Source organism: Spirillospora sp. NPDC048823 (assembly GCF_043198445.1).
Classification (GTDB): domain Bacteria; phylum Actinomycetota; class Actinomycetes; order Streptosporangiales; family Streptosporangiaceae; genus Spirillospora.
Map to the genome: position 1 here is coordinate 299,804 of NZ_JBICUT010000001.1, position 16,853 is coordinate 316,656.

Consider the following 16,853-nt stretch of genomic DNA (forward strand, 5'->3'; position numbering starts at 1 on the left):
GTCACACCTCGCACGGCTGGTCGTTGAGGTCGAACGCAGCGGGCGCGGCGGCCGAGGGGCCGGTGGCGCTGAAGCCGATCGTGAGGGAGGCGCCGGGCGCGAGCGCGTCGTTCCAGTCCAGGCTCGTGGCGGCCACGTCGTCGCCGTCCTGCGACCACGTCGCGCTCCAGCCCTGGCTGATCCGCTGGTCGCCGGGAAACGCGAACGCCAGCGTCCAGCCGTCCACGGCCGCCGAACCGCTGTTGGTGATGGTGACCTGGGCGTTGAAACCGCCGTCCCAGCTGCTCTGGACGGCGTAGTCGACCTCGCAGAAGACTCCCGGCGTGCCCGGGTCGCCGCCGCCGGGATCGCCACCGCCGGGATCGCCGGCACCGAGGAGGTACGGGTCGAGGTAGGACTGCTTGCCGGTGTCGACCGTCGTCCAGTCGCCGTTGAGGATGCCGCCGGTGTCACCGGAGTTGGGGTTCCACGACCAGAAGGTGAAGGAGATCCCGCCGGCGCCCTCGCCGAGGTAGGCCATCAGCGTGCGCAGCCAGGTCTGGTCGCGGGGGTCGGTGAGCGTCGTCCCGAATTCGCCGAGCAGGACGGGAGCCACGTCGTTCTTGTGGAGGTAGCCCCAGTTCCTGTCCCAGATCGCGGCGAGGTTGGACGGGAAGGCCGGGTCGTCGAACCACGGCTGCCGGTGCACGGACGTGGCGTAGTCGTGCGCGGAGTAGACGAGCCGGCCGGGGACGTCCAGCCGCACCGGGTACCGCGCCGCGCCCTGCAGGTTGCCGCCCCACCAGTACGGGTCGTTCTCGTAGCTGTCGACGCCCTCGACGATGATCAGCCAGTCGGGGTTGGCGTCGAGGACGGCGTTCCCTGCCCGTTCGGCGGCGAGCCGCCAGTCCCGCGCCTGGTCACCGCAGCCCCAGCAGGCCGGTTCGTGGGGCTCGTTGTGCAGGTCGGCGCCGATGACCGTGGTGTTGCCCGCGTAGTGCTCGGCGAGCATCGTCCAGTCGGAGATCCAGCGCGACTCGGGGTAGGCGTCGGTGTACCAGAGCGCGGACTGGCCTGCGGCGCCGGGGCGGTGCCGGTCGAGGACGACCTTGAGCCCCGCCTCGCCCGCGTACTCGATGATCTCGTCGAGGATCTGGAGACCGTTCAGCCCGCTGAGGCCGGGGTTCTCGGTGTAGTCGATGCCGTTCGGCGTGCTCCCGGAGTCGAGGAGCTCGTTGGAGTACGGCAGCCGCAGCGTGTTGTACCCGAGGTCCTTGATCTGGTCGATCATGTCCTTGTAGTTGCGGGTCCAGAGCCCGTGCGGCGTGTAGTTGGACGTCTCGGCGCCGAACCAGTTGATGCCCGTCATGCGCACCTGCTGCCCGTTCGCGTCGAGCAGCCGGCGGCCGTCGGTGTGCCAGTACCCGGTGCCGGCGGCGCGGGCCGTCCCCGGCAGGGCGGGGACGAACACCAGCGCCAGCAGCGCGGCCAGGATGAGCGGGACGAGTCGGTGCAGTCTCTGAGGCAGGATCATGGGTCGCTCTCCTCCGCCCGGCCGTCAGCCGGCCGTGCAGGTGACGGCGGGCGTGCCGGGCGCGGGTCCGCTGCCCTGGAAGCCGAAGCTCGCCGAGCCGCCTTCGGGGACGGCGCCGTTGTAGCCCGCGTTCTCGGCGTGGACGCCGGCGCCGTTCTGGGTGACGGTGGCGTTCCAGCCGTTCACGACCTGCTGGCCGCCGGTGAACGTCCAGTCGGCGGACCAGCCGGACAGCGGCTCGTCCCCGGTGTTGGTGACGGTCACGGTCGCGGTGAATCCGCTGTTCCAGGCGTTGTCCGTGCGCAGGCTCGCCGAGCACGCCCGCCCGTCCCCGGGCGGGTCGGTCGGCGGGTCGGTGGTGCCGCCGACCTCGACGGAGAACGAGTTCGTCGTCAGGCCGGCCCCGCCCTGCCAGATCTCGAATCCGGCCTCGACGTCGATGAGGTGCCAGTCCTCTTCGACGGAGCCGCGCGACACGGCGTCTCTGGTGAAGGCCCGCAGATCGATGTCGTCGACGGACGTGGTGCCGCCGGTGCGCACGTAGGCGATGTAGCGCCAGTCCATCTGGGTGGTCCACACGTCCCAGGTGGCGCCGGAGATCTGCACGCCGCTCGCGATCCGGGACCCGGCGGGCTGGACGGGGCCCTGGTGGTCCAGCCAGATCATCATCTCGGCGCCGTCCGGGGCCTCGGTCGTCGCGGGGGTGGTGTTGTACCAGAGGTCGTACGCCACGTTGTACGCGCCCGAGCCGGTGACGGTCGTGCTCCAGTCGCTCGTGACGGAGGGCATGTCGCCGTCGACCTGGACCGGCAGGCCGCTGCCGGAGGTGCACTGACCCCAGTGGCAGCCCTTGAAGAGGGACGGGTACGCGGCCGGGGCGCCGCTGGTGTCGTTGGCGTGGCCGGACGAGTCGACCGTGAAGGACGTGCCGTCCACCGTGATGCACTGCGGGGTCTCCGCACCCCAGATGTTGTTCTGGGCGATGTACTCGCCGCCGCCGACGGAGACCGAGTCGGTCGCTCCGCACAGCTGCGTCGCGGCGCCGGCGGGCGCGCCGAGGGAGACCAGCGACAGCGGAACCGCGAGCAGGGCGGCGGCGAGGGCGGTACTGCTTCTGAGTGCGGTACTGCTTCTGAGTGCGGCTCGGCCTTTCAGACGCGCTTTCATGCGGGGACCTCATTCGGTGAACGCGCAAGTGGGAGCGCTCCCAAAGTCTCGGCCGCCGCCGGAACTGTCAAGAATGCGTATCGCGGTCCGCCGTGGAATGTCCGATGACCAGCCGTCCGGCATGAAAACTCATGAAACGGCGGCTTTTCCGGTCACTGCAGGCCGAAAAGCGCGGCGGGGCCGTGCCAGCAGACGGCGCGGAGCCAATCGTCGCCGAGGTCGAGCGCGGCCAGCGCCTCCAGCTGGTGCGCGTACTGGTAGGGGATGTTGGGGAAGTCGGTACCGAGCAGGATGCGCCCGGCCAGGCCGAGGTCGCGGAGGCGCGGCATCAGCGCCGCGGGGAAGGCGCCCAGTTCACCGAAGCTGGTGAAGGTCATCGTCGTGTCCAGGTGGACGCGCTCGTACCGGTCGGCGAGGGCGAAGAAGCCGTCGAACTCCGGCGCGCCCAGGTGCGCGACGATCGAGGTCAGGCGCGGATGGCGGGCGAGGACCTCCCCGAACGGCCCCGGGCCCGTGTACCCGTTGGCGACCGGACCCGACCCGGCGTGGACGAGGGCGGGAACCCCCGCCTCGGCGAGCATCCCCCACACCGGGTCCAGTTCCTTGGCGCGGGGGTCGAACCCGCCGACCTGGAGGTGGACCTTGAAGATCCGGGCTCCGCCGTCCAGGGCGCGGGCCACGTACTCCTCGACGCCGGGCTCGGGGAAGAACGCCCCGGTCTGGATGCACTCGGGGACCCGGGCGGCGAACCGGGCCGCCCACTCGTTCAGCGACTCGGCCATGCCGGGACGGTGCGGGTACACCAGGGAGGTGAACGCGCGGACGCCGAGGCCGCGCAGGAACGCCAGCCGCTCCTCCTCCGAGTCCCGGTACCGGATGGGCCATTCGGTGCCGATCAGCGGCCCCGCCTCGTCGAAGTACTCCCAGACCGCGCTCATCAGCCGCTGCGGCATGAAATGGACGTGGACGTCGATGATGCCGGCCAGCCCGAGCGCCCGCCAGAACGCCGGGACATCTGAATCAGAACGAGGTTCGGTCACGTCCCGACCCTAGCCGGAGGTCATGTGATCTCCGCCATGAGGGCGGGCAGGGCGGCACGGAGTTCGCGGCGCCAGTAGGGCCAGGTGTGGGTGCCGCGGTAGAAGTGCGTCGAGACGGGGATGCCGAGTTTCCCCAGCTTGCCCGCGAACCGCCGCGACACGGTGTGCGCCAGCGCCTCGACCGCGTCCGGGCCCGTGCCGGGGCGCGGGTCGTACGGTCCGGGGCCGCCGTCGCCGGCGCTCACGTGGACGCGCACCCCGGCGAGCCGGTCCGCCAGGTCGTACGGGTTGTGCTGCCGCCACACGACCCGCTGCTCCTCCGGGTCGCCCCACACGTCCGTCCAGTCGAGCGACGGCGCGCCGATCGCGACGCCCAGTTCCACGAGGTCGGCGACGTCCAGCCCGGACGGGTCGCGGTGCAGCGTGTGGAGGGGCCCGCTGAACGACGCCGCCGCCCGGAACAGGCCGCGGTGCCTGGCCGCATACGCCAGCGCGCCGAGTCCGCCCATCGCGTTGCCGGCGACGGCGCGGTCCGGCCCGGCGCGGTATCCGCGCTCCAGGATCTGCCGCAGTTCCGCGAGATGAAACGTCTCCCACTGCGGCGCTCCGCCGTCCCCGCGATTCCACCAGTCGGTGTAATTGCCGCACGGGCCGCCGTCGGGCATGACCACGATCACATCGGCGTCCTCGGTCAGTTCCTCGATGTCGGAGTGGTCGCTCCAGGAGGTGTGGCCGCCCGGCCCGGCCATGGCGCCGTGCAGCAGCCACAGCACCGGCCAGGTGCGGGACGCGTCGCGCGACCAGCCGCGGGGCAGCAGCAGGCGGACGTGGCCGACGCCCGCGAGGACGGGGGACCGGATCGCCAGGTCGAGCACCCGGCGGCGGGACCGGCGTTCGCCGACGACGGTCGCGCCGTCGTCGGCGAGGGCGGCGGGGCGTGCGGCGCCGCCGGCGGCGATGGACGCCGTGAGGCCCGCGATTCCGACGATGAAACCCGCTCCCGCCAAGCCGCGCAGCCGCATGTTTCCGCCCCGCTCATTCAGATGTGGTCCTTCTCCTTAAGGGTCCCCACTCACGGCCATGTTTCAACGGCGGGTTATCGGTTTATAAAATATCGGGCCGGGAGTTCCGGTCCACGTTTCTTGTAGGGTGACGCGGACGAAGGGGGCGACCGGCCGAGATGCGGAGCGCCGAGATGCGGAGCAAGACGGAGCTGGAGTCGGCGATCGCGGGCGGCGGACGAGCCGCACTGGTGATCAACTCCCGCTCGCGGCGGGGCCGCCGGCTCTTCGGCAGGGCCCGCCGGATGCTGCGCGAGGCGGGCGTGGAGTTCGTGCACGTCTTCCCCGTGACCGACCCGACCCGGTTGCGCGAGCTGTTCGCCGACGTCCTCGCCATGGAGCCCGACCTCGTCATCGTCGGCGGCGGGGACGGCACGGTCGCCGAGGCGGTCGGGCATCTGGCGCACCGCGACATCGCACTCGGCGTGATCCCCCTCGGCACCACCAACAACTTCGCCCGCAGCCTGGAGCTGCCGCTGAATCTGGACCGCGCGGTCCAGACGCTGGCCGTCGGCCGGCCGGGCGGCGGGAAGGTCGCGGACGTCGACGTCGGCTGGTTCGAGAGCACCGGCGACCCGCAGGGCGAGGGGCCCGGCGGCGACCGCGAGCACATCTTCGCGAACATGGTGAGCCTCGGCCTGTCGGTCCATGTGGCCGAGAAGGTCCCGCACACGCTCAAGCGGTTCGTGGGACGTCCCGCCTACGCGCTGACGGCGGCGAGGCTGCTGCCGTCGCACGAGGCGTTCACCGCCCGGATCACGATCGACGGCGAGACCGTCGAGCTGGCCACGCACCAGCTCAACATCGCCAACGGCGCGCACCAGAGCGGGCAGCGCATCGCCCGCGACGCCAGCCCCGACGACCGGCTGCTGGCCGTCTACCGGCTGGGCGACGAGCGGCGGCTGCGGCTGGCGTCGGCGACCGCCCGGCACGTCCTCACCGGCCAGTGGCGCAGCCTGAACGACGACGCGTTCCTGACCACCGGCCACGTGGAGATCGAGACCGATCCGCCGCTGCGGGTGGACGTGGACGGAGAGATCCGCGGCCGTACCCCGGTGTCGATCCGGCTGCACGGCAACGCCCTGCGCGTCATCGTCCCGCAGACGTTCGTCGACACCTGATCACACGGCGCCGCGGGCGCGGGCGTCCTCGCCCGCCGGTCCGTCCGACGGTCCGCCCGCCGTTTCGCCCGCCATGACGTAGGCGCCCGACTCCAGCCGCTCGATGACGCCGAGCGTCCACCGCGTGGCGGCGTCGGCCGAGTGCACCCACCACCCGAGCAGCTCGCGCCGATGGTCGGACGGGTCCTGCTCCGCCAGGTGCGGGGCGACGGACGCGCGCCAGGCGGCCAGGCCGTCCAGCCGCTCGCGCAGCAGCCCGATCGCCTCGGCGCGCGGCAGTTCGGTGAGGAACCCGAGCCCGGCGGTCAGCATCTCCGGATGCCGGATGTCCACGGTGGCGAGAGCGCCGCGCAGCAGCCGCAGGAACTCGGCGCGGCCCGCCCCGGTGATCTCGTAGTCGGTGTGCGGCGGGCCGGCGTCGCTCTCCTCCACGTCGTGCGCGAGGAGAAGGCCCTCCTTGGCGAGCTGCCTGAGCGCGTGGTAGATCGAGCCGGGGTTGACGTGCGCCCACTCGTCCAAGCCCCACGAGAGCAGCTCGCGGCGGACCTCGTACCCGTGCGCCCGCCCGGACCGCCGCACGCCGCCGAGCACCAGCAGCCGCGTCGCCGACATCCCACCTCCTGATCGTCTGTGTTCAGGCTAGGCCCTCACACCGGCGCCGGGGCTGTGCGTCAGGTTCTCAGCTCGGCCAGGTCCTGCGGGGTGAGGACCAGGTCGGCGGCGGCCATGTTCTCCTCCAGGTGGTCCGGGGAGCCGGTGCCGGGGATCGCCAGCATCACCGGTGACAGCGCGAGCAGGCCCGCGAGGAGCACCTGCGGGACGGTGGCGCCGTGGCGTGCGGCGACCGCGTTGACGCGCGCGTCGTCGGGGATGCCGAAGCCGCCGAGGGGGAAGTACGGGACGTACGCGATGTCCTCCCGCTCGCAGACGGCCAGGAGTCCGGTGTCCTGCGGCTGCGTCACGTCGAACCGGTTCTGGACGGCGGCGACCGGCGCGATCCGCCGGGCCTCCTCCAGTTGCGCCACGCCCACGTGGCTCACACCGAGGTGGCGGATGAGGCCTTCCTCGCGGAGCCCGGCCAGGACGGCGAACCGCTCCCCGACGGGCTCGTCGCCCGGGGCTTCCAGGCCGCCCGGCCGCAGGTAGACGAGGTCGAGGTGGTCGCGTCCCAGCTCGGTCAGGTTCCTCTCCACCTCGGCGCGCAGCCGGGACGCCTGGAGCTCCCCGGTCGGGAGCGGGTCGCCCGGCCCCCGGTACGGGCCCACCTTCGTCGCGATGACCAGGCCGGACGGATACGGGCTGAGCGCGGCGCGGATCATCTCGTTCGCCGCGAGGCCGTCCTGGTGGAAGTAGAACGCGGCGGTGTCGATGTGGTCCACGCCCAGCTCGACGGCCCGCTGAAGGATCTTCAGCCCGGTGTCGCGGTCGTTCGCCGGGCCGTGCAGGGTGCTCACGGGCAGCCGCATCGCACCGAAGCCCATCCGGTTGATCCGCAGGTCGCCGCCCAGATCGAAATGTCGTGTCATGTGCTCCACTGTGCTGCGCGGCCGCGTCCGGGACGAGCGGCTGGCAGCTTGCTGCCACCCGGCGTCTCCTGCGTGGCAGACTGACAGGCGATGAGCGTCGATCTGGACCGGAATGTCGTGCTGCGCGGTGAGGCGGAGCTGATCGAGCGCGCCGGGCGGCTGTTCCTCGCGCGCGGGGACTTCGCCTGCGCCGCCACGAACATGAACACGTGGGCGCTGCCGGGCTTCCGGGAGCGGATCGTCGCCGAGCGGCGCCGGACCCGGCCGGCGCCGCTGGCCCACAAGCTGTACAGCCCGGAGGCGCTCGCCGACGAGGAGTCCGAGCGGCGGCTCGTGGAGATCGCGAAGGCGGGCGCGCGGGTGCGGATCTGCCCGACGCCGCTCCCGCACGAGACGATCATCGTGGACTGGAAGATCGCCATTCTGGCGGGCCCGCCGGAGGGCGGCGTCCGCGAGTACACGGTCGTCCGGTCGCCCGGCGTGGTGAAGGGCGTCGTCTCGCTGTTCCGGGCGACCTGGGAGACGGCGGCCGACCTGGCCGACTTCCGCCGTGACCGGCCGCCCGCGCTGACCGGGGAGAGCCGGCGCATCCTGCGGCTGCTCGGCGGCGGGCTGAAGGACGAGGCGGCGGCCCGGCAGCTCGGCATGCCGCTGCGCACCTACCGGCGCCGGGTCGCGGAGATCCTCACGCTGCTGGACGCCGACTCGCGGTTCCAGGCGGGCCTGCGCGCCCACGAGTTCGGCCTGATCGGATAGGGCCGTCAACCGCCTGCGAGCGGGACGAGCTTGACGAACACCAGGTCCAAGCCGGTGGTCAAGTCCAACTCCTCGTCCAGGTCCTCGACCTGGCGGTCGCCGGCGAGGACGAAGAACCCGTTGCCGGTGAACGCGCGTTCGGCGATGCCGGCCTGCCGCTCCCAGTCGATGCGGCGGGGTTCGCGGAGGCGGTGGCCGTTCGATCCGGTTTCGGCGCCGTCCGGGCGGACGAGGCCGTTGAAGCGGTCCGCCGGGCCGGCGTTGTGCCGGGCGACCTCCTCGCGGACCCGGAGCCTGATCAGCTCCCGGACGGTCATCCGCCCGGGGAGCCCCTCCACCTGGAACTCGGCGACGGGCCTGCCGGCCGCGGTCTCGTCCCGGAACGTCACGGCGGCCATCAGGCACCTCGCTTGATCTGCATGAGGATCGACTCGTCGGTGATCTTGTCGTCGGCGGCGAGCAGGAACGCCTTGCTGAGGATCAGCGAGAGCCGCTCCTCCTCGAACGGCAGGAACACCTTGGCGCCGGCGCCCCGGCGGTCGGGGACGATGCACAGGAACGTGTCGTCCGGCTCCATCACGATGTTGGCCGACCCCAGATGGATCTTGTAGGTCCGCAGCTCGCCCTTCACGACCAGGTACCGGCCGTCGATCCGGCAGCGGTCGGCGATCTTCGTGCGCGGCAGGACGCGCTCCAGGGCGTCCTTGCGGGTCCGCGCGGATTCGCCCAGGTCCGCGTTCCACTCGCGGACCCGGTAGTCATGCGCCCCGCCGTCCTCCCATACGGGGTCGGCGGCGATCGAGGTGACGCCGACGAACAGGTCCACGTCCCGCATGGCCTCGCTGAACACGAGCGGCGGCACGTCGGCGAGCGGCGCGTCGCGCCAGGCGCCGTCCCGGCGGCGGGCGAAGCGTACCTGATCGGTTCCGGCGATCTCCCGCCCGTCCTCCCAATCGGCCAGGACGTGGGAGAAGCGGACCCGCCACTCCCCCGCCGCGAGGACGCGGACCGCCTCGTCCTCGCCGCCGCCGTCCCACGGACCGAGCAGCCGGCTCGTCCAGCCGCGCGCGCGGAACAGCGCGAACATGCGCCGGTAGTGGACGAGGTGCGCGGCGAACCGGTTGGAGTAGACGCGGGTCTCCTCCTCGGCCGGGGTGAGGAGGTAGATCTCGCGGAACGCCTGCTTGAACGGCTGCCGGATCCGCCGGTCGATGAGCACGTCGCGCCACGCCCGCACCTCGTCCGGTTCCGACCCGATCGGGTGCCAGAGCCTGACGTTCGCGTCGTCGGCGGCGTCAGGGAGGTCGTCCACCTCGGGCAGGACGGCCCGCCGGTCGCCGGGCGCCGTCTCGACCTCCCAGATCAGCGCGCGGACCGTCGGCCCGGCGATCGGGTGGCGCAGCAGCGCGTCCCGCCACCATCCGAACGGGTGCGCGGCGCCGGCGGTGTAGCCGCCCTCCAGCGCCCGCGCGAGCGTGACGAGGTGCGCGGCGGCCCGCTGGGTGAGCTCGCGCAGCTCCTTGACCTCGTCCTTGTGGTCGCGGCGGACGGGCGCGGGGACGCCCTTCAGGGCCTTGCCGTCTCGCTCGAAGGTCAGCTCGGCCTTGCCGGTGACGGTGACGACGGCCGTGTAGCCGCCGAGTTCCCGGCGGAGCACGCCGTCCGGGCCGAAGCCGAGGCCGGGGAGGCGGAGGGCGACCTCGGTGCGTTCGGCGAGGGCGGCGTCGACCTTCTTGAGCATCTTGTCGAGCCGCTTGGGCACGCCCGCGTGCCGGATGTCGCGGCGGACGGTCCGGATCGCGGTGACCAGCTCGGGGGTCGGGAGGTCCTGCGCCGCTCGGACGATCTCGTACAGCAGCGCCTGCGACGGCAGCGTCCTGGCGGACGTCGGCGCGATCGAAATGCCGGGCAGCAGCCCGTCGAGCAGCTCCGGCAGCCACGGCTCGTCGGACGCCAGCGCGACGCGCACGGCGTGCCCCAGCACGTCGACCTCGCTCGGGGTGAACGCCTTGTCCGGGCGGTAGGCGACGTCCCCGGCCTGGATCGCTCGGGCGCGCCCGGCGGCGGTCTCCAGGGCGCGCCGGGCGAACGCGCGGTAGCCGGGGATGCCGGCGATGCGGCGCCATACGTCTGGGAGCGGGGGCGGGGAGGTGTAGGAACGCGCGGTGTCCACCTCGCTGAGGAGTGCCTGTTCCTCCGGGGGGAGCCGCGTGATGACGTCGTACTCGTCCGGCACGATCGGGCCGGGTTCGGTGCGGAGCCGCTTGACGACGGCGCGCCGTGTCCTGTCCCCCGCGAGCGCGCCCACGGTGAGCAGGGCGTAGGGCTGTCTGAGGTCACCCTTCTTCAGCAGGTACCCGACCAGCGTGCGTGCGGGCTCGGAGACGTCCGGCCACGGGCCCGTGCAGCGGAGCAGCGCGCCCACGCCGAGGGTGAGGTCCGCCCATTTCCGCCTGTCCAGCCCGCCGACGAGGGCCGCGAACATCCGCTCGCACGCTTCGGGGGTGCAGCGCGGCTGCCGTTCCCGGCACTCGTCCTCGACCATGAAACGGATGGAGGTCGACACGTACGGTGCGCCCACCGCCGCGTAGGCCGCCGGCATGAGGGTGCCGAGATCCTCGTCGGAGATCTGCGACATGTCGGGGCGGTATCCGCGGAACTCCTCCTCGTCCTCGGGGGACGGGTCCGTCATCGTGCGCAGCAACCGCGCCGTGAGGTTCATCAGGCGCCCTCCCGATCCGCCGCAGCACGGCCTCGTCAGTGATCTTCTGGAGTGATCTTTCCAGAACGGTCCGACATCTGTTCAGTGACCTCGTGGTCACCTACGCTCGGTGGATACCGCAGCAGAATGAGATTCGGGACGGCCATGACGCACAGCGTGGTGATCATCGGAAGCGGGTTCGGCGGGATCGGGATGGCGATCCGGCTCCGGGAGGCCGGGATCCACGACGTGGTGATTCTGGAGAAGGCCGAGGGCCTCGGCGGCACCTGGCGGGACAACACCTACCCGGGCGCGGCGTGCGACGTCCCGTCGCACCTGTACTCGTTCTCGTTCGAACCCAAGACGGACTGGTCGCGGCGCTTCCCGCCGCAGGCCGAGATCCTCGACTACCTGCGGCACTGCGCCCGCAAGTACGGCGTCCTGGAGAAGGTGCGGTTCGGCACCGAGGTGACCGAGGCGCGGTTCGACGAGGACGGGGCCGTCTGGCGGATCTCGACCACGGCCGGCGAGCTGGAGTCGCGGGTGCTGGTGTCGGCGTGCGGGCAGCTCAACCGGCCCGTCCTGCCCGAGATCGCGGGGCGCGAGTCGTTCACCGGCACGAGCTTCCACTCCGCCCGCTGGGATCACGGCGCCGACCTGCGGGGCAAGCGGATCGCGGTGATCGGGACGGGCGCGAGCGCGATCCAGATCGTCCCGGAGATCGCCGAGGAGGCGGCGGAGCTGCGGCTGTTCCAGCGCTCCGCGCCGTACGTGATCGACAAGCCGGATCGGCTGTACCGGGGCTGGCAGAAGGCCGCCCTGAAGAACGTGCCGGGGCTGTACGAGCTGAGCCGCGCCCGCATCTACGCGCTGTACGAGGCGCGGGCGCTGGGGTTCATCAAGTACCCGAAGCTGATGTCGCTGCTGGAGAACCGGTTCCGGAACGCGCTGAAGGACGGCATCGAGGACCCCGCCCTGCGGGAGGCGCTCATCCCCGGTTACCCCATGGGCTGCAAGCGGATCCTCATCTCCAGCGACTACTACCCGACGCTCGCCCGGCCGGACGTCGACCTGATCACCGACCCGATCGAGGAGATCACGCCGTCCGGTGTCAGAACCGCGGAACGGGAGTACGACGTGGACGTCATCGTGTACGCGACCGGGTTCCAGACGACCGAGTTCCTGTCCCCCATGAAGATCGCCGGGCGGGACGGGCGGGAGCTGAACGAGGCGTGGCGCGACGGCGCGCAGGCGCATCTCGGCATCACCGTCAGCGGCTTCCCGAACCTGTTCCTGCTGTACGGGCCGTACACCAACCTCGGGCACAACTCGATCATCTACATGCTGGAGTCGCAGTTCCGGTACGTGCTCGGCTGCGTGGAGGCGCTGCGCAAGCACGGTTTCGGCTGGATCGACGTCCGGACGGACGTGCAGGACGCGTTCACCCGCGAGATGCAGGAACGGCTTCGCTCCACGGTGTGGCAGGCGGGCTGCCAAAGCTGGTACATGCGGGCCGACGGCAAGGTCGTCAACAACTGGCCCGGGTTCACCTTCGCCTACCGCCGCGCGACCCGCCGGCCCGATCCGCGGCACTTCCACGCGCGGAAGGCCGTCACCGGGTGACCCGTCTGCGCGCATGACGCATCGGCCCGGTCACCCACGGCGTCGGCTCCCGTCCCACGGCATAGGCTCGGTCCCATGCCGACCGCCTTCATCACCGGTGCGACCGCGGGGATCGGTGCCGCCTTCGCCCGCCGCCTCGCCTCCGACGGTTTCGACCTCGTCCTGCTGGCCCGCGACACCGAGCGGCTGGAGCGCACCGCCGCCGAGCTGGCCGGCGGGTACGCCGTGCGCGCCGAGACGCTGACCGCCGACCTGTCGACCGAGGAGGGCCTGGCCGCGGCCGAGGAACGCGTCCGCACGGACGTCGACCTGCTCGTCAACAACGCCGGATTCGCCAACAGGGGCGTGTTCCTGGACGTCCCTGTGTCGGACGAGCTGACGATGCTGAAGGTGCACTGCGAGGCCGTCCTGCGGCTCACGCACGCGGTGCTGCCGGGGATGCTGGAGCGCGGCCGGGGCGGCGTCATCAACGTCTCGTCGGTGTCGGCGTTCGCGACGCGCGGCACGTACGGGGCGTCCAAGGCGTGGGCGGTGGCCTTCAGCCAGGGCGTCGCCGCCGACATCCGGAAGCGCTCGCAGGGCAGGGTGCGCGTGATGGCGCTGTGCCCGGGTTTTGTGCATACCGAATTCCACGAGCGCGCCCAGATGGACATGTCGGACGTTCCCGGCTTCATGTGGCTGGACAAGGACGACGTCGTGGACGCCTCTCTGCGCGATCTGCGGCGCGGAGTGCAGGTCAGCGTCCCGAGCCCGCAGTACAAGGCGATCGTCGGCGTCAGCCGCCTGATCCCGCACGGGCTGGTCGCCCGGCTGTCGTCCACTACCGGCCGTAAATACAAGTGATCTTGTAGTCAGGGTTCTCGGTCTTGTTGTTGGCGGTGCGACAAGGCAGGCTGGCGGTAGGTCGATTCGAGGCGCGCCGAACGACATCGCCCACCGTCCCCCACCCGCCCCATTCAATCGACGAGCTCCGCTCGGGCCAGTCCGTCGAGAGGTACATCCCGATGGGTCACGAACTGGGTCATGCCGCCCTCGCCTTGATCGCGACGACCGTCTACTACATCGCGTTCCTGATCTTCCGGATCTCCGCGCGCCGCATGGAGCCGCTGCGAGGCAGCCGCCCGATCCGCGTCGCCCGGCTGATGCTCACCGACCCCATCTGGCTGGCCGGCGGGCTGCTGCTGTTCCTCGGCCTCGGCTACGAGGTCGTCGCGTTCTCCGCGTTGCCGCTCGCGCTCGTGCAGCCCGTCTTCGCCGCAGGCCTGGTCTTCCTCGTCACGTTCGCCGTGCTGTTCCTCGGCGAGCGGATGAGCGTGCGGGAGTGGACGAGCGTCGCGCTGTTCGTCATCGCCACGATGCTGATCGGGCTGTCCGCGACGTCCGGCGGCGAGCCGCGCGCGGACGCCACCCTCGTCGGCACGCTCGCCCGGCCCTGGATGATGATCGCCATCTGCGCCCCGGCGGTGATCATCGCGGCGCTGGTGTGGCTGGTCGGGGACCGCCGCGCGGGCGGCCGGCACGCCCGCAAGCTGGCCGGCGTCGCCTACGGCATCGGCGCCGGGGCGTGCGCCGGGCTGGCAGAGGCGGGCATCCGGGGCATCTCGCTCGTCTACCAGGACACGGGCAGTTACCGAGCGGTGCTGGAGTCCCCGTACCCGTACCTGACGATCGGGCTCGCCGCGATCGCGCTCGGGCAGCTGCAGGTCGCGCTGCAGCGCTGCCGGGTCGCGATCATCGCGGTCGTCCTGACCGTCATCGGCAGGACGTACCTGATCCTCAGCAGCACCGTCCTGTTCGACGAGGAGTGGCCGCGCGAGACGCTGCCGCTCATGCTGCGGACGGGCGGTTTCCTGCTCGCGCTGGTCGCGCTGGTCACGTTCCCCCGGTACGAGGAGCGGGGCGCGTCGGGCACGGCGCCCGCGGCCTTCCCCCTGGAGAGCATGCGCACCATCCGCTGACATGGCCGACCGTGCCCGCCGACCGTGCGGACCGCCCCGTGCGGACGGATAAACTCCCAGCGTGTCCGAGCCGAAGTTCGAAGTCCAGATGCTCCACGACCGCGTCATGATCAAGGTCGAGAAGGACAGCGGCGAGCGCCGCAGCACCGGCGGGATCGTCATCCCGGCGACGGTGGAGCAGAGCAACCGCCTGGTGTGGGGCGAGGTCTGCGGGGTCGGCCACCACGTGCGCATCGTCAAGCCCGGCGACCGTGTGCTGTTCCACCCCGGCGACCAGTACGAGGTCGAGATCCAGGGCGAGAACTACCTCGTCATGCGCGAGCGGGACCTGCACGCCATCGCCAGCGAACGCCCCGAGCACGGGACCGGCCTGTACCTCTGAACGGTGCCGCGGGGGGACGTGCGCAGGACCGCGGCCCCCTGTCGGGGTCCGCGGGCCTGCGGGTCGGGCCGAGCCGCGTCAGTCGCTCTGTTCGGCGGATTCCGCGGGAGTGCCGGCCTTGCGCCTCGGGCGCAGGGCGAGCAGGATCGCGCCGGTCACCGCCAGTTCGGCGGCGGCGCTGAGCACGTCGAGGACTCCGAACGCCTCGGCCTCCCCCGAATCGGGGCCGAAGGGCAGGCCGGCCGTGCGGCTCACCACCCACAGCGCGAGGACTCCGACGTTGACCGCGAGCCCGAGCAGCAGCACCGGCCGCTCGTTCCCGGTGTGCACCAGCACGGCCCAGATGAGCTGGAACATGCCGACGGCGCTGAAGAAGACGGCGTACGCCCACCATTCGCTCAGGTGCTCCGGCACGACGGCGTAGTGGACGAGCGCGGCGAGGACGGAGCCGATCGCGGCCACGCGCCTGGCCGAGGGCACGGACGAGGTCGCTCGGGCGGCCGTCCCGGCGCCGGTCTCAATGGTTGTCATGGTCACCTCCATGGTGCGGGTCAGCCGACCTGAAAGACGCCGACGCCGCCGGCGGCCATGTTCCGCATCTTGTGGCCGAGGAACGCATAGGTGCCGGCGTCGGGGAGGGTGAACTCGACGAAGCCGCCCTGCGTGGGCTGCAGGTCGAGGACCTGCGCCCCGCCCTTATCGGCGTTGTCCTTGCGCACCCGGTAGGCACCGTCCTTCCAGACCGTGTCGAAGATCGTTCCGACGACGTGGAAGGCGATGTTCTCGTTGGGTCCGCCGTCATCGAGCCACACCCGGACGCGGTCCCCGGGCTTCACCTTGATGGGGGCGTGCACGTACTGGTTGTGGTAGCCGTTGAAGACGACCGCGTCGTACTGGCCGGACATCATCTTCTTCAGGTCTCCGGGCCCGCCCTGCGGCCCGAGGTACAGCTCGGACTGCACGAGCACCAGCTCCTTGTCGACCTTGTCCAGCTTCGGCGGGTCGACGATCACGGCGCCGTGCATGCCGTTGCCCATGTGGTAGATCATCGGGTCGGAGCCGCAGTGGTAGGTGAAGATGCCGGAGAACCGCGCCTTGAACTCGTAGACGAGCGTCTCGCCGGGCTTGATCGTCCTCATCTCGACGTTCGGCGCGACCTTCGAGGCGTGGAAGTCGATGGAGTGTCCCATCGACCCCTTGTTGACCAGCTTGATCCTGAAGGTGTCGCCGACGTCGCCGCGCAGTGTGGGACCTGGGGCGGTGCCGTTGTACGTCCACCGGGTCTGCTTGACCCCGGGGGCGACTTCGATCTCCTTCTCGGTGACGGTGAAGGTGACCTCGTGGACGTCCTTGCCGTCGTTGACCGGTGCCGTCGGGTCGAAGGCCTTCCAGCCGTCCCCGGGCTTGGCCGCCGGGTCGATCTTGGCGTTCCCGCCGTCGGCCGCCGCGGCCGCCGGAGCGTCGGCGCCGGCCGCGGCCGTCGTGCCGCTCTCACCACCGGTCACGGTGATCTCGACCAGCATGCCGGCGTCCTTGTGACCGGCGACGACGCACCACGCCTGGGTGGACTCGGTGAGAACCCCCCAATGCTGGGTCTCGGACTCGCCGGGCTGGAGCTGCTTGTTCGTCTTGCCCAGGAGGCTCAAGGTGTGCGCCATGCTGCCCTTGTTGACGACGTTCACCGTGACGTCGGCGCCGGCCGGGACGGTGACCTTGTTCGGCTTGATGTACATGTCGCCCTCTTCGAAGTCGAGGGTGATCTTCTTGCCCTTACCGGGCAGGGCCGCGCCTCCGGCGGAGGACGAGGCGCCTTCGGCGGACGCCAGCGTGCCGCTGTGACCGCCGGGCGAGACGCTGACCATGAGCAGCCCGACGATCAGGCCCAGCGCGAGCGCCGCGCTGATGGCGGGCAGGAATCCGTTCAGGGCCGCGGTCCAGCGGCCGAGCCGGAAGCCCGGCCGTCTGCCCGGAGCCGGATGATCCGGCGCAGGGGTCGTTGACATTG

General features: G+C 71.4%; 16 protein-coding genes. 6 read left to right on the forward strand and 10 right to left on the reverse strand.

All coding sequences use genetic code 11. The features are described 5' to 3' along the window. Position 1 precedes the first annotated feature (1 nt). The 4 genes from ACGFK0_RS01185 to ACGFK0_RS01200 all read right to left on the reverse strand — a co-directional run bounded on the left by ACGFK0_RS01185 (position 2) and on the right by ACGFK0_RS01200 (position 4,742). On the reverse strand, positions 2-1,513 hold the full coding sequence (locus ACGFK0_RS01185) for a cellulase family glycosylhydrolase (protein WP_392898280.1): 1,512 nt from the start codon (positions 1,511-1,513) through the stop codon (positions 2-4). 24 nt (positions 1,514-1,537) lie between these two features. Beyond that, positions 1,538-2,680, reverse strand: a complete 1,143-nt coding sequence (locus ACGFK0_RS01190) for a cellulose binding domain-containing protein (protein ID WP_392898283.1) — start codon at positions 2,678-2,680, stop codon at positions 1,538-1,540. A 152-nt stretch (positions 2,681-2,832) separates the two neighbouring features. Next, entirely contained in the window at positions 2,833-3,720 is an 888-nt protein-coding gene (locus ACGFK0_RS01195) for an amidohydrolase family protein (RefSeq protein ID WP_392898286.1), read from the reverse strand. Between the two features lie 20 nt (positions 3,721-3,740). After that, positions 3,741-4,742, reverse strand: a complete 1,002-nt coding sequence (locus tag ACGFK0_RS01200) for an alpha/beta hydrolase (protein ID WP_392898289.1) — start codon at positions 4,740-4,742, stop codon at positions 3,741-3,743. A 173-nt stretch (positions 4,743-4,915) separates the two neighbouring features. On the opposite strand from ACGFK0_RS01200, the gene ACGFK0_RS01205 reads away from it, so the two are divergent. Further along, on the forward strand, positions 4,916-5,902 hold the full coding sequence (locus ACGFK0_RS01205; protein WP_392898292.1) for a diacylglycerol/lipid kinase family protein: 987 nt from the start codon (positions 4,916-4,918) through the stop codon (positions 5,900-5,902). Here the strand turns inward: ACGFK0_RS01205 and ACGFK0_RS01210 are convergent, their stop codons facing one another. Beyond that, positions 5,903-6,514 carry a PadR family transcriptional regulator gene (locus tag ACGFK0_RS01210; protein ID WP_392898295.1) on the reverse strand — a complete coding sequence of 204 codons (612 nt, stop codon included), beginning with the start codon at positions 6,512-6,514 and terminating at the stop codon, positions 5,903-5,905. 59 nt (positions 6,515-6,573) lie between these two features. Beyond that, the gene (locus ACGFK0_RS01215; protein WP_392898298.1) at positions 6,574-7,428 is read right to left on the reverse strand and encodes an aldo/keto reductase; all 855 of its coding nucleotides are present in this window, start codon (positions 7,426-7,428) and stop codon (positions 6,574-6,576) included. Positions 7,429-7,518: 90 nt separating this feature from the next. On the opposite strand from ACGFK0_RS01215, the gene ACGFK0_RS01220 reads away from it, so the two are divergent. Next, positions 7,519-8,184 carry a DNA-binding response regulator gene (locus ACGFK0_RS01220; RefSeq protein WP_392898301.1) on the forward strand — a complete coding sequence of 222 codons (666 nt, stop codon included), beginning with the start codon at positions 7,519-7,521 and terminating at the stop codon, positions 8,182-8,184. A 5-nt stretch (positions 8,185-8,189) separates the two neighbouring features. Here the strand turns inward: ACGFK0_RS01220 and ACGFK0_RS01225 are convergent, their stop codons facing one another. Further along, positions 8,190-8,582, reverse strand: coding sequence for a hypothetical protein (locus ACGFK0_RS01225; protein WP_392898304.1), 393 nt, complete (start codon positions 8,580-8,582; stop codon positions 8,190-8,192). Next, positions 8,582-10,906 (reverse strand): DUF4132 domain-containing protein, encoded by a 2,325-nt coding sequence (locus ACGFK0_RS01230; protein WP_392898306.1) that lies wholly within the window; start codon positions 10,904-10,906, stop codon positions 8,582-8,584. Before ACGFK0_RS01230 ends, ACGFK0_RS01225 begins: the two co-directional genes overlap by 1 nt. A gap of 126 nt (positions 10,907-11,032) precedes the next feature. Between ACGFK0_RS01230 and ACGFK0_RS01235 the strand changes: the two genes are divergently transcribed. The 4 genes from ACGFK0_RS01235 to ACGFK0_RS01250 all read left to right on the forward strand — a co-directional run bounded on the left by ACGFK0_RS01235 (position 11,033) and on the right by ACGFK0_RS01250 (position 14,848). Continuing rightward, a complete protein-coding gene (locus ACGFK0_RS01235) occupies positions 11,033-12,508 on the forward strand; it encodes a flavin-containing monooxygenase (RefSeq protein ID WP_392898309.1) in 1,476 nt (491 codons plus the stop codon). A gap of 75 nt (positions 12,509-12,583) precedes the next feature. Beyond that, a complete protein-coding gene (locus ACGFK0_RS01240; RefSeq protein WP_392898312.1) occupies positions 12,584-13,351 on the forward strand; it encodes an SDR family NAD(P)-dependent oxidoreductase in 768 nt (255 codons plus the stop codon). 161 nt (positions 13,352-13,512) lie between these two features. Then, a complete protein-coding gene (locus tag ACGFK0_RS01245; RefSeq protein ID WP_392898316.1) occupies positions 13,513-14,466 on the forward strand; it encodes a DMT family transporter in 954 nt (317 codons plus the stop codon). Positions 14,467-14,527: 61 nt separating this feature from the next. Continuing rightward, positions 14,528-14,848, forward strand: coding sequence for a GroES family chaperonin (locus ACGFK0_RS01250; protein WP_392898319.1), 321 nt, complete (start codon positions 14,528-14,530; stop codon positions 14,846-14,848). 78 nt (positions 14,849-14,926) lie between these two features. On the opposite strand, the gene ACGFK0_RS01255 is transcribed toward ACGFK0_RS01250, so the two are convergent. After that, complete coding sequence (locus ACGFK0_RS01255; protein ID WP_392898322.1) at positions 14,927-15,379, reverse strand: hypothetical protein; 453 nt, start codon at positions 15,377-15,379, stop codon at positions 14,927-14,929. Between the two features lie 20 nt (positions 15,380-15,399). Next, positions 15,400-16,851 carry a multicopper oxidase domain-containing protein gene (locus tag ACGFK0_RS01260; RefSeq protein WP_392898324.1) on the reverse strand — a complete coding sequence of 484 codons (1,452 nt, stop codon included), beginning with the start codon at positions 16,849-16,851 and terminating at the stop codon, positions 15,400-15,402. Between the last annotated feature and the right edge of the window lie 2 nt (positions 16,852-16,853).

Excerpts from the sequence above, each read along its gene's own strand:
- ACGFK0_RS01230 (WP_392898306.1), bottom strand. The coding sequence starts at position 10,906 with ATGAACCTCACGGCGCGGTTGCTGCGCACGATGACGGACCCGTCCCCC.
- ACGFK0_RS01210 (WP_392898295.1), bottom strand. The coding sequence starts at position 6,514 with ATGTCGGCGACGCGGCTGCTGGTGCTCGGCGGCGTGCGGCGGTCCGGG.
- ACGFK0_RS01255 (WP_392898322.1), bottom strand. The coding sequence starts at position 15,379 with ATGACAACCATTGAGACCGGCGCCGGGACGGCCGCCCGAGCGACCTCG.
- ACGFK0_RS01235 (WP_392898309.1), top strand. The coding sequence starts at position 11,033 with ATGAGATTCGGGACGGCCATGACGCACAGCGTGGTGATCATCGGAAGC.
- ACGFK0_RS01205 (WP_392898292.1), top strand. The coding sequence starts at position 4,916 with ATGCGGAGCAAGACGGAGCTGGAGTCGGCGATCGCGGGCGGCGGACGA.
- ACGFK0_RS01245 (WP_392898316.1), top strand. The coding sequence starts at position 13,513 with ATGGGTCACGAACTGGGTCATGCCGCCCTCGCCTTGATCGCGACGACC.
- ACGFK0_RS01220 (WP_392898301.1), top strand. The coding sequence starts at position 7,519 with ATGAGCGTCGATCTGGACCGGAATGTCGTGCTGCGCGGTGAGGCGGAG.
- ACGFK0_RS01200 (WP_392898289.1), bottom strand. The coding sequence starts at position 4,742 with ATGCGGCTGCGCGGCTTGGCGGGAGCGGGTTTCATCGTCGGAATCGCG.
- ACGFK0_RS01225 (WP_392898304.1), bottom strand. The coding sequence starts at position 8,582 with ATGGCCGCCGTGACGTTCCGGGACGAGACCGCGGCCGGCAGGCCCGTC.
- ACGFK0_RS01185 (WP_392898280.1), bottom strand. The coding sequence starts at position 1,513 with ATGATCCTGCCTCAGAGACTGCACCGACTCGTCCCGCTCATCCTGGCC.
- ACGFK0_RS01215 (WP_392898298.1), bottom strand. The coding sequence starts at position 7,428 with ATGACACGACATTTCGATCTGGGCGGCGACCTGCGGATCAACCGGATG.
- ACGFK0_RS01260 (WP_392898324.1), bottom strand. The coding sequence starts at position 16,851 with ATGTCAACGACCCCTGCGCCGGATCATCCGGCTCCGGGCAGACGGCCG.
- ACGFK0_RS01190 (WP_392898283.1), bottom strand. The coding sequence starts at position 2,680 with ATGAAAGCGCGTCTGAAAGGCCGAGCCGCACTCAGAAGCAGTACCGCA.
- ACGFK0_RS01240 (WP_392898312.1), top strand. The coding sequence starts at position 12,584 with ATGCCGACCGCCTTCATCACCGGTGCGACCGCGGGGATCGGTGCCGCC.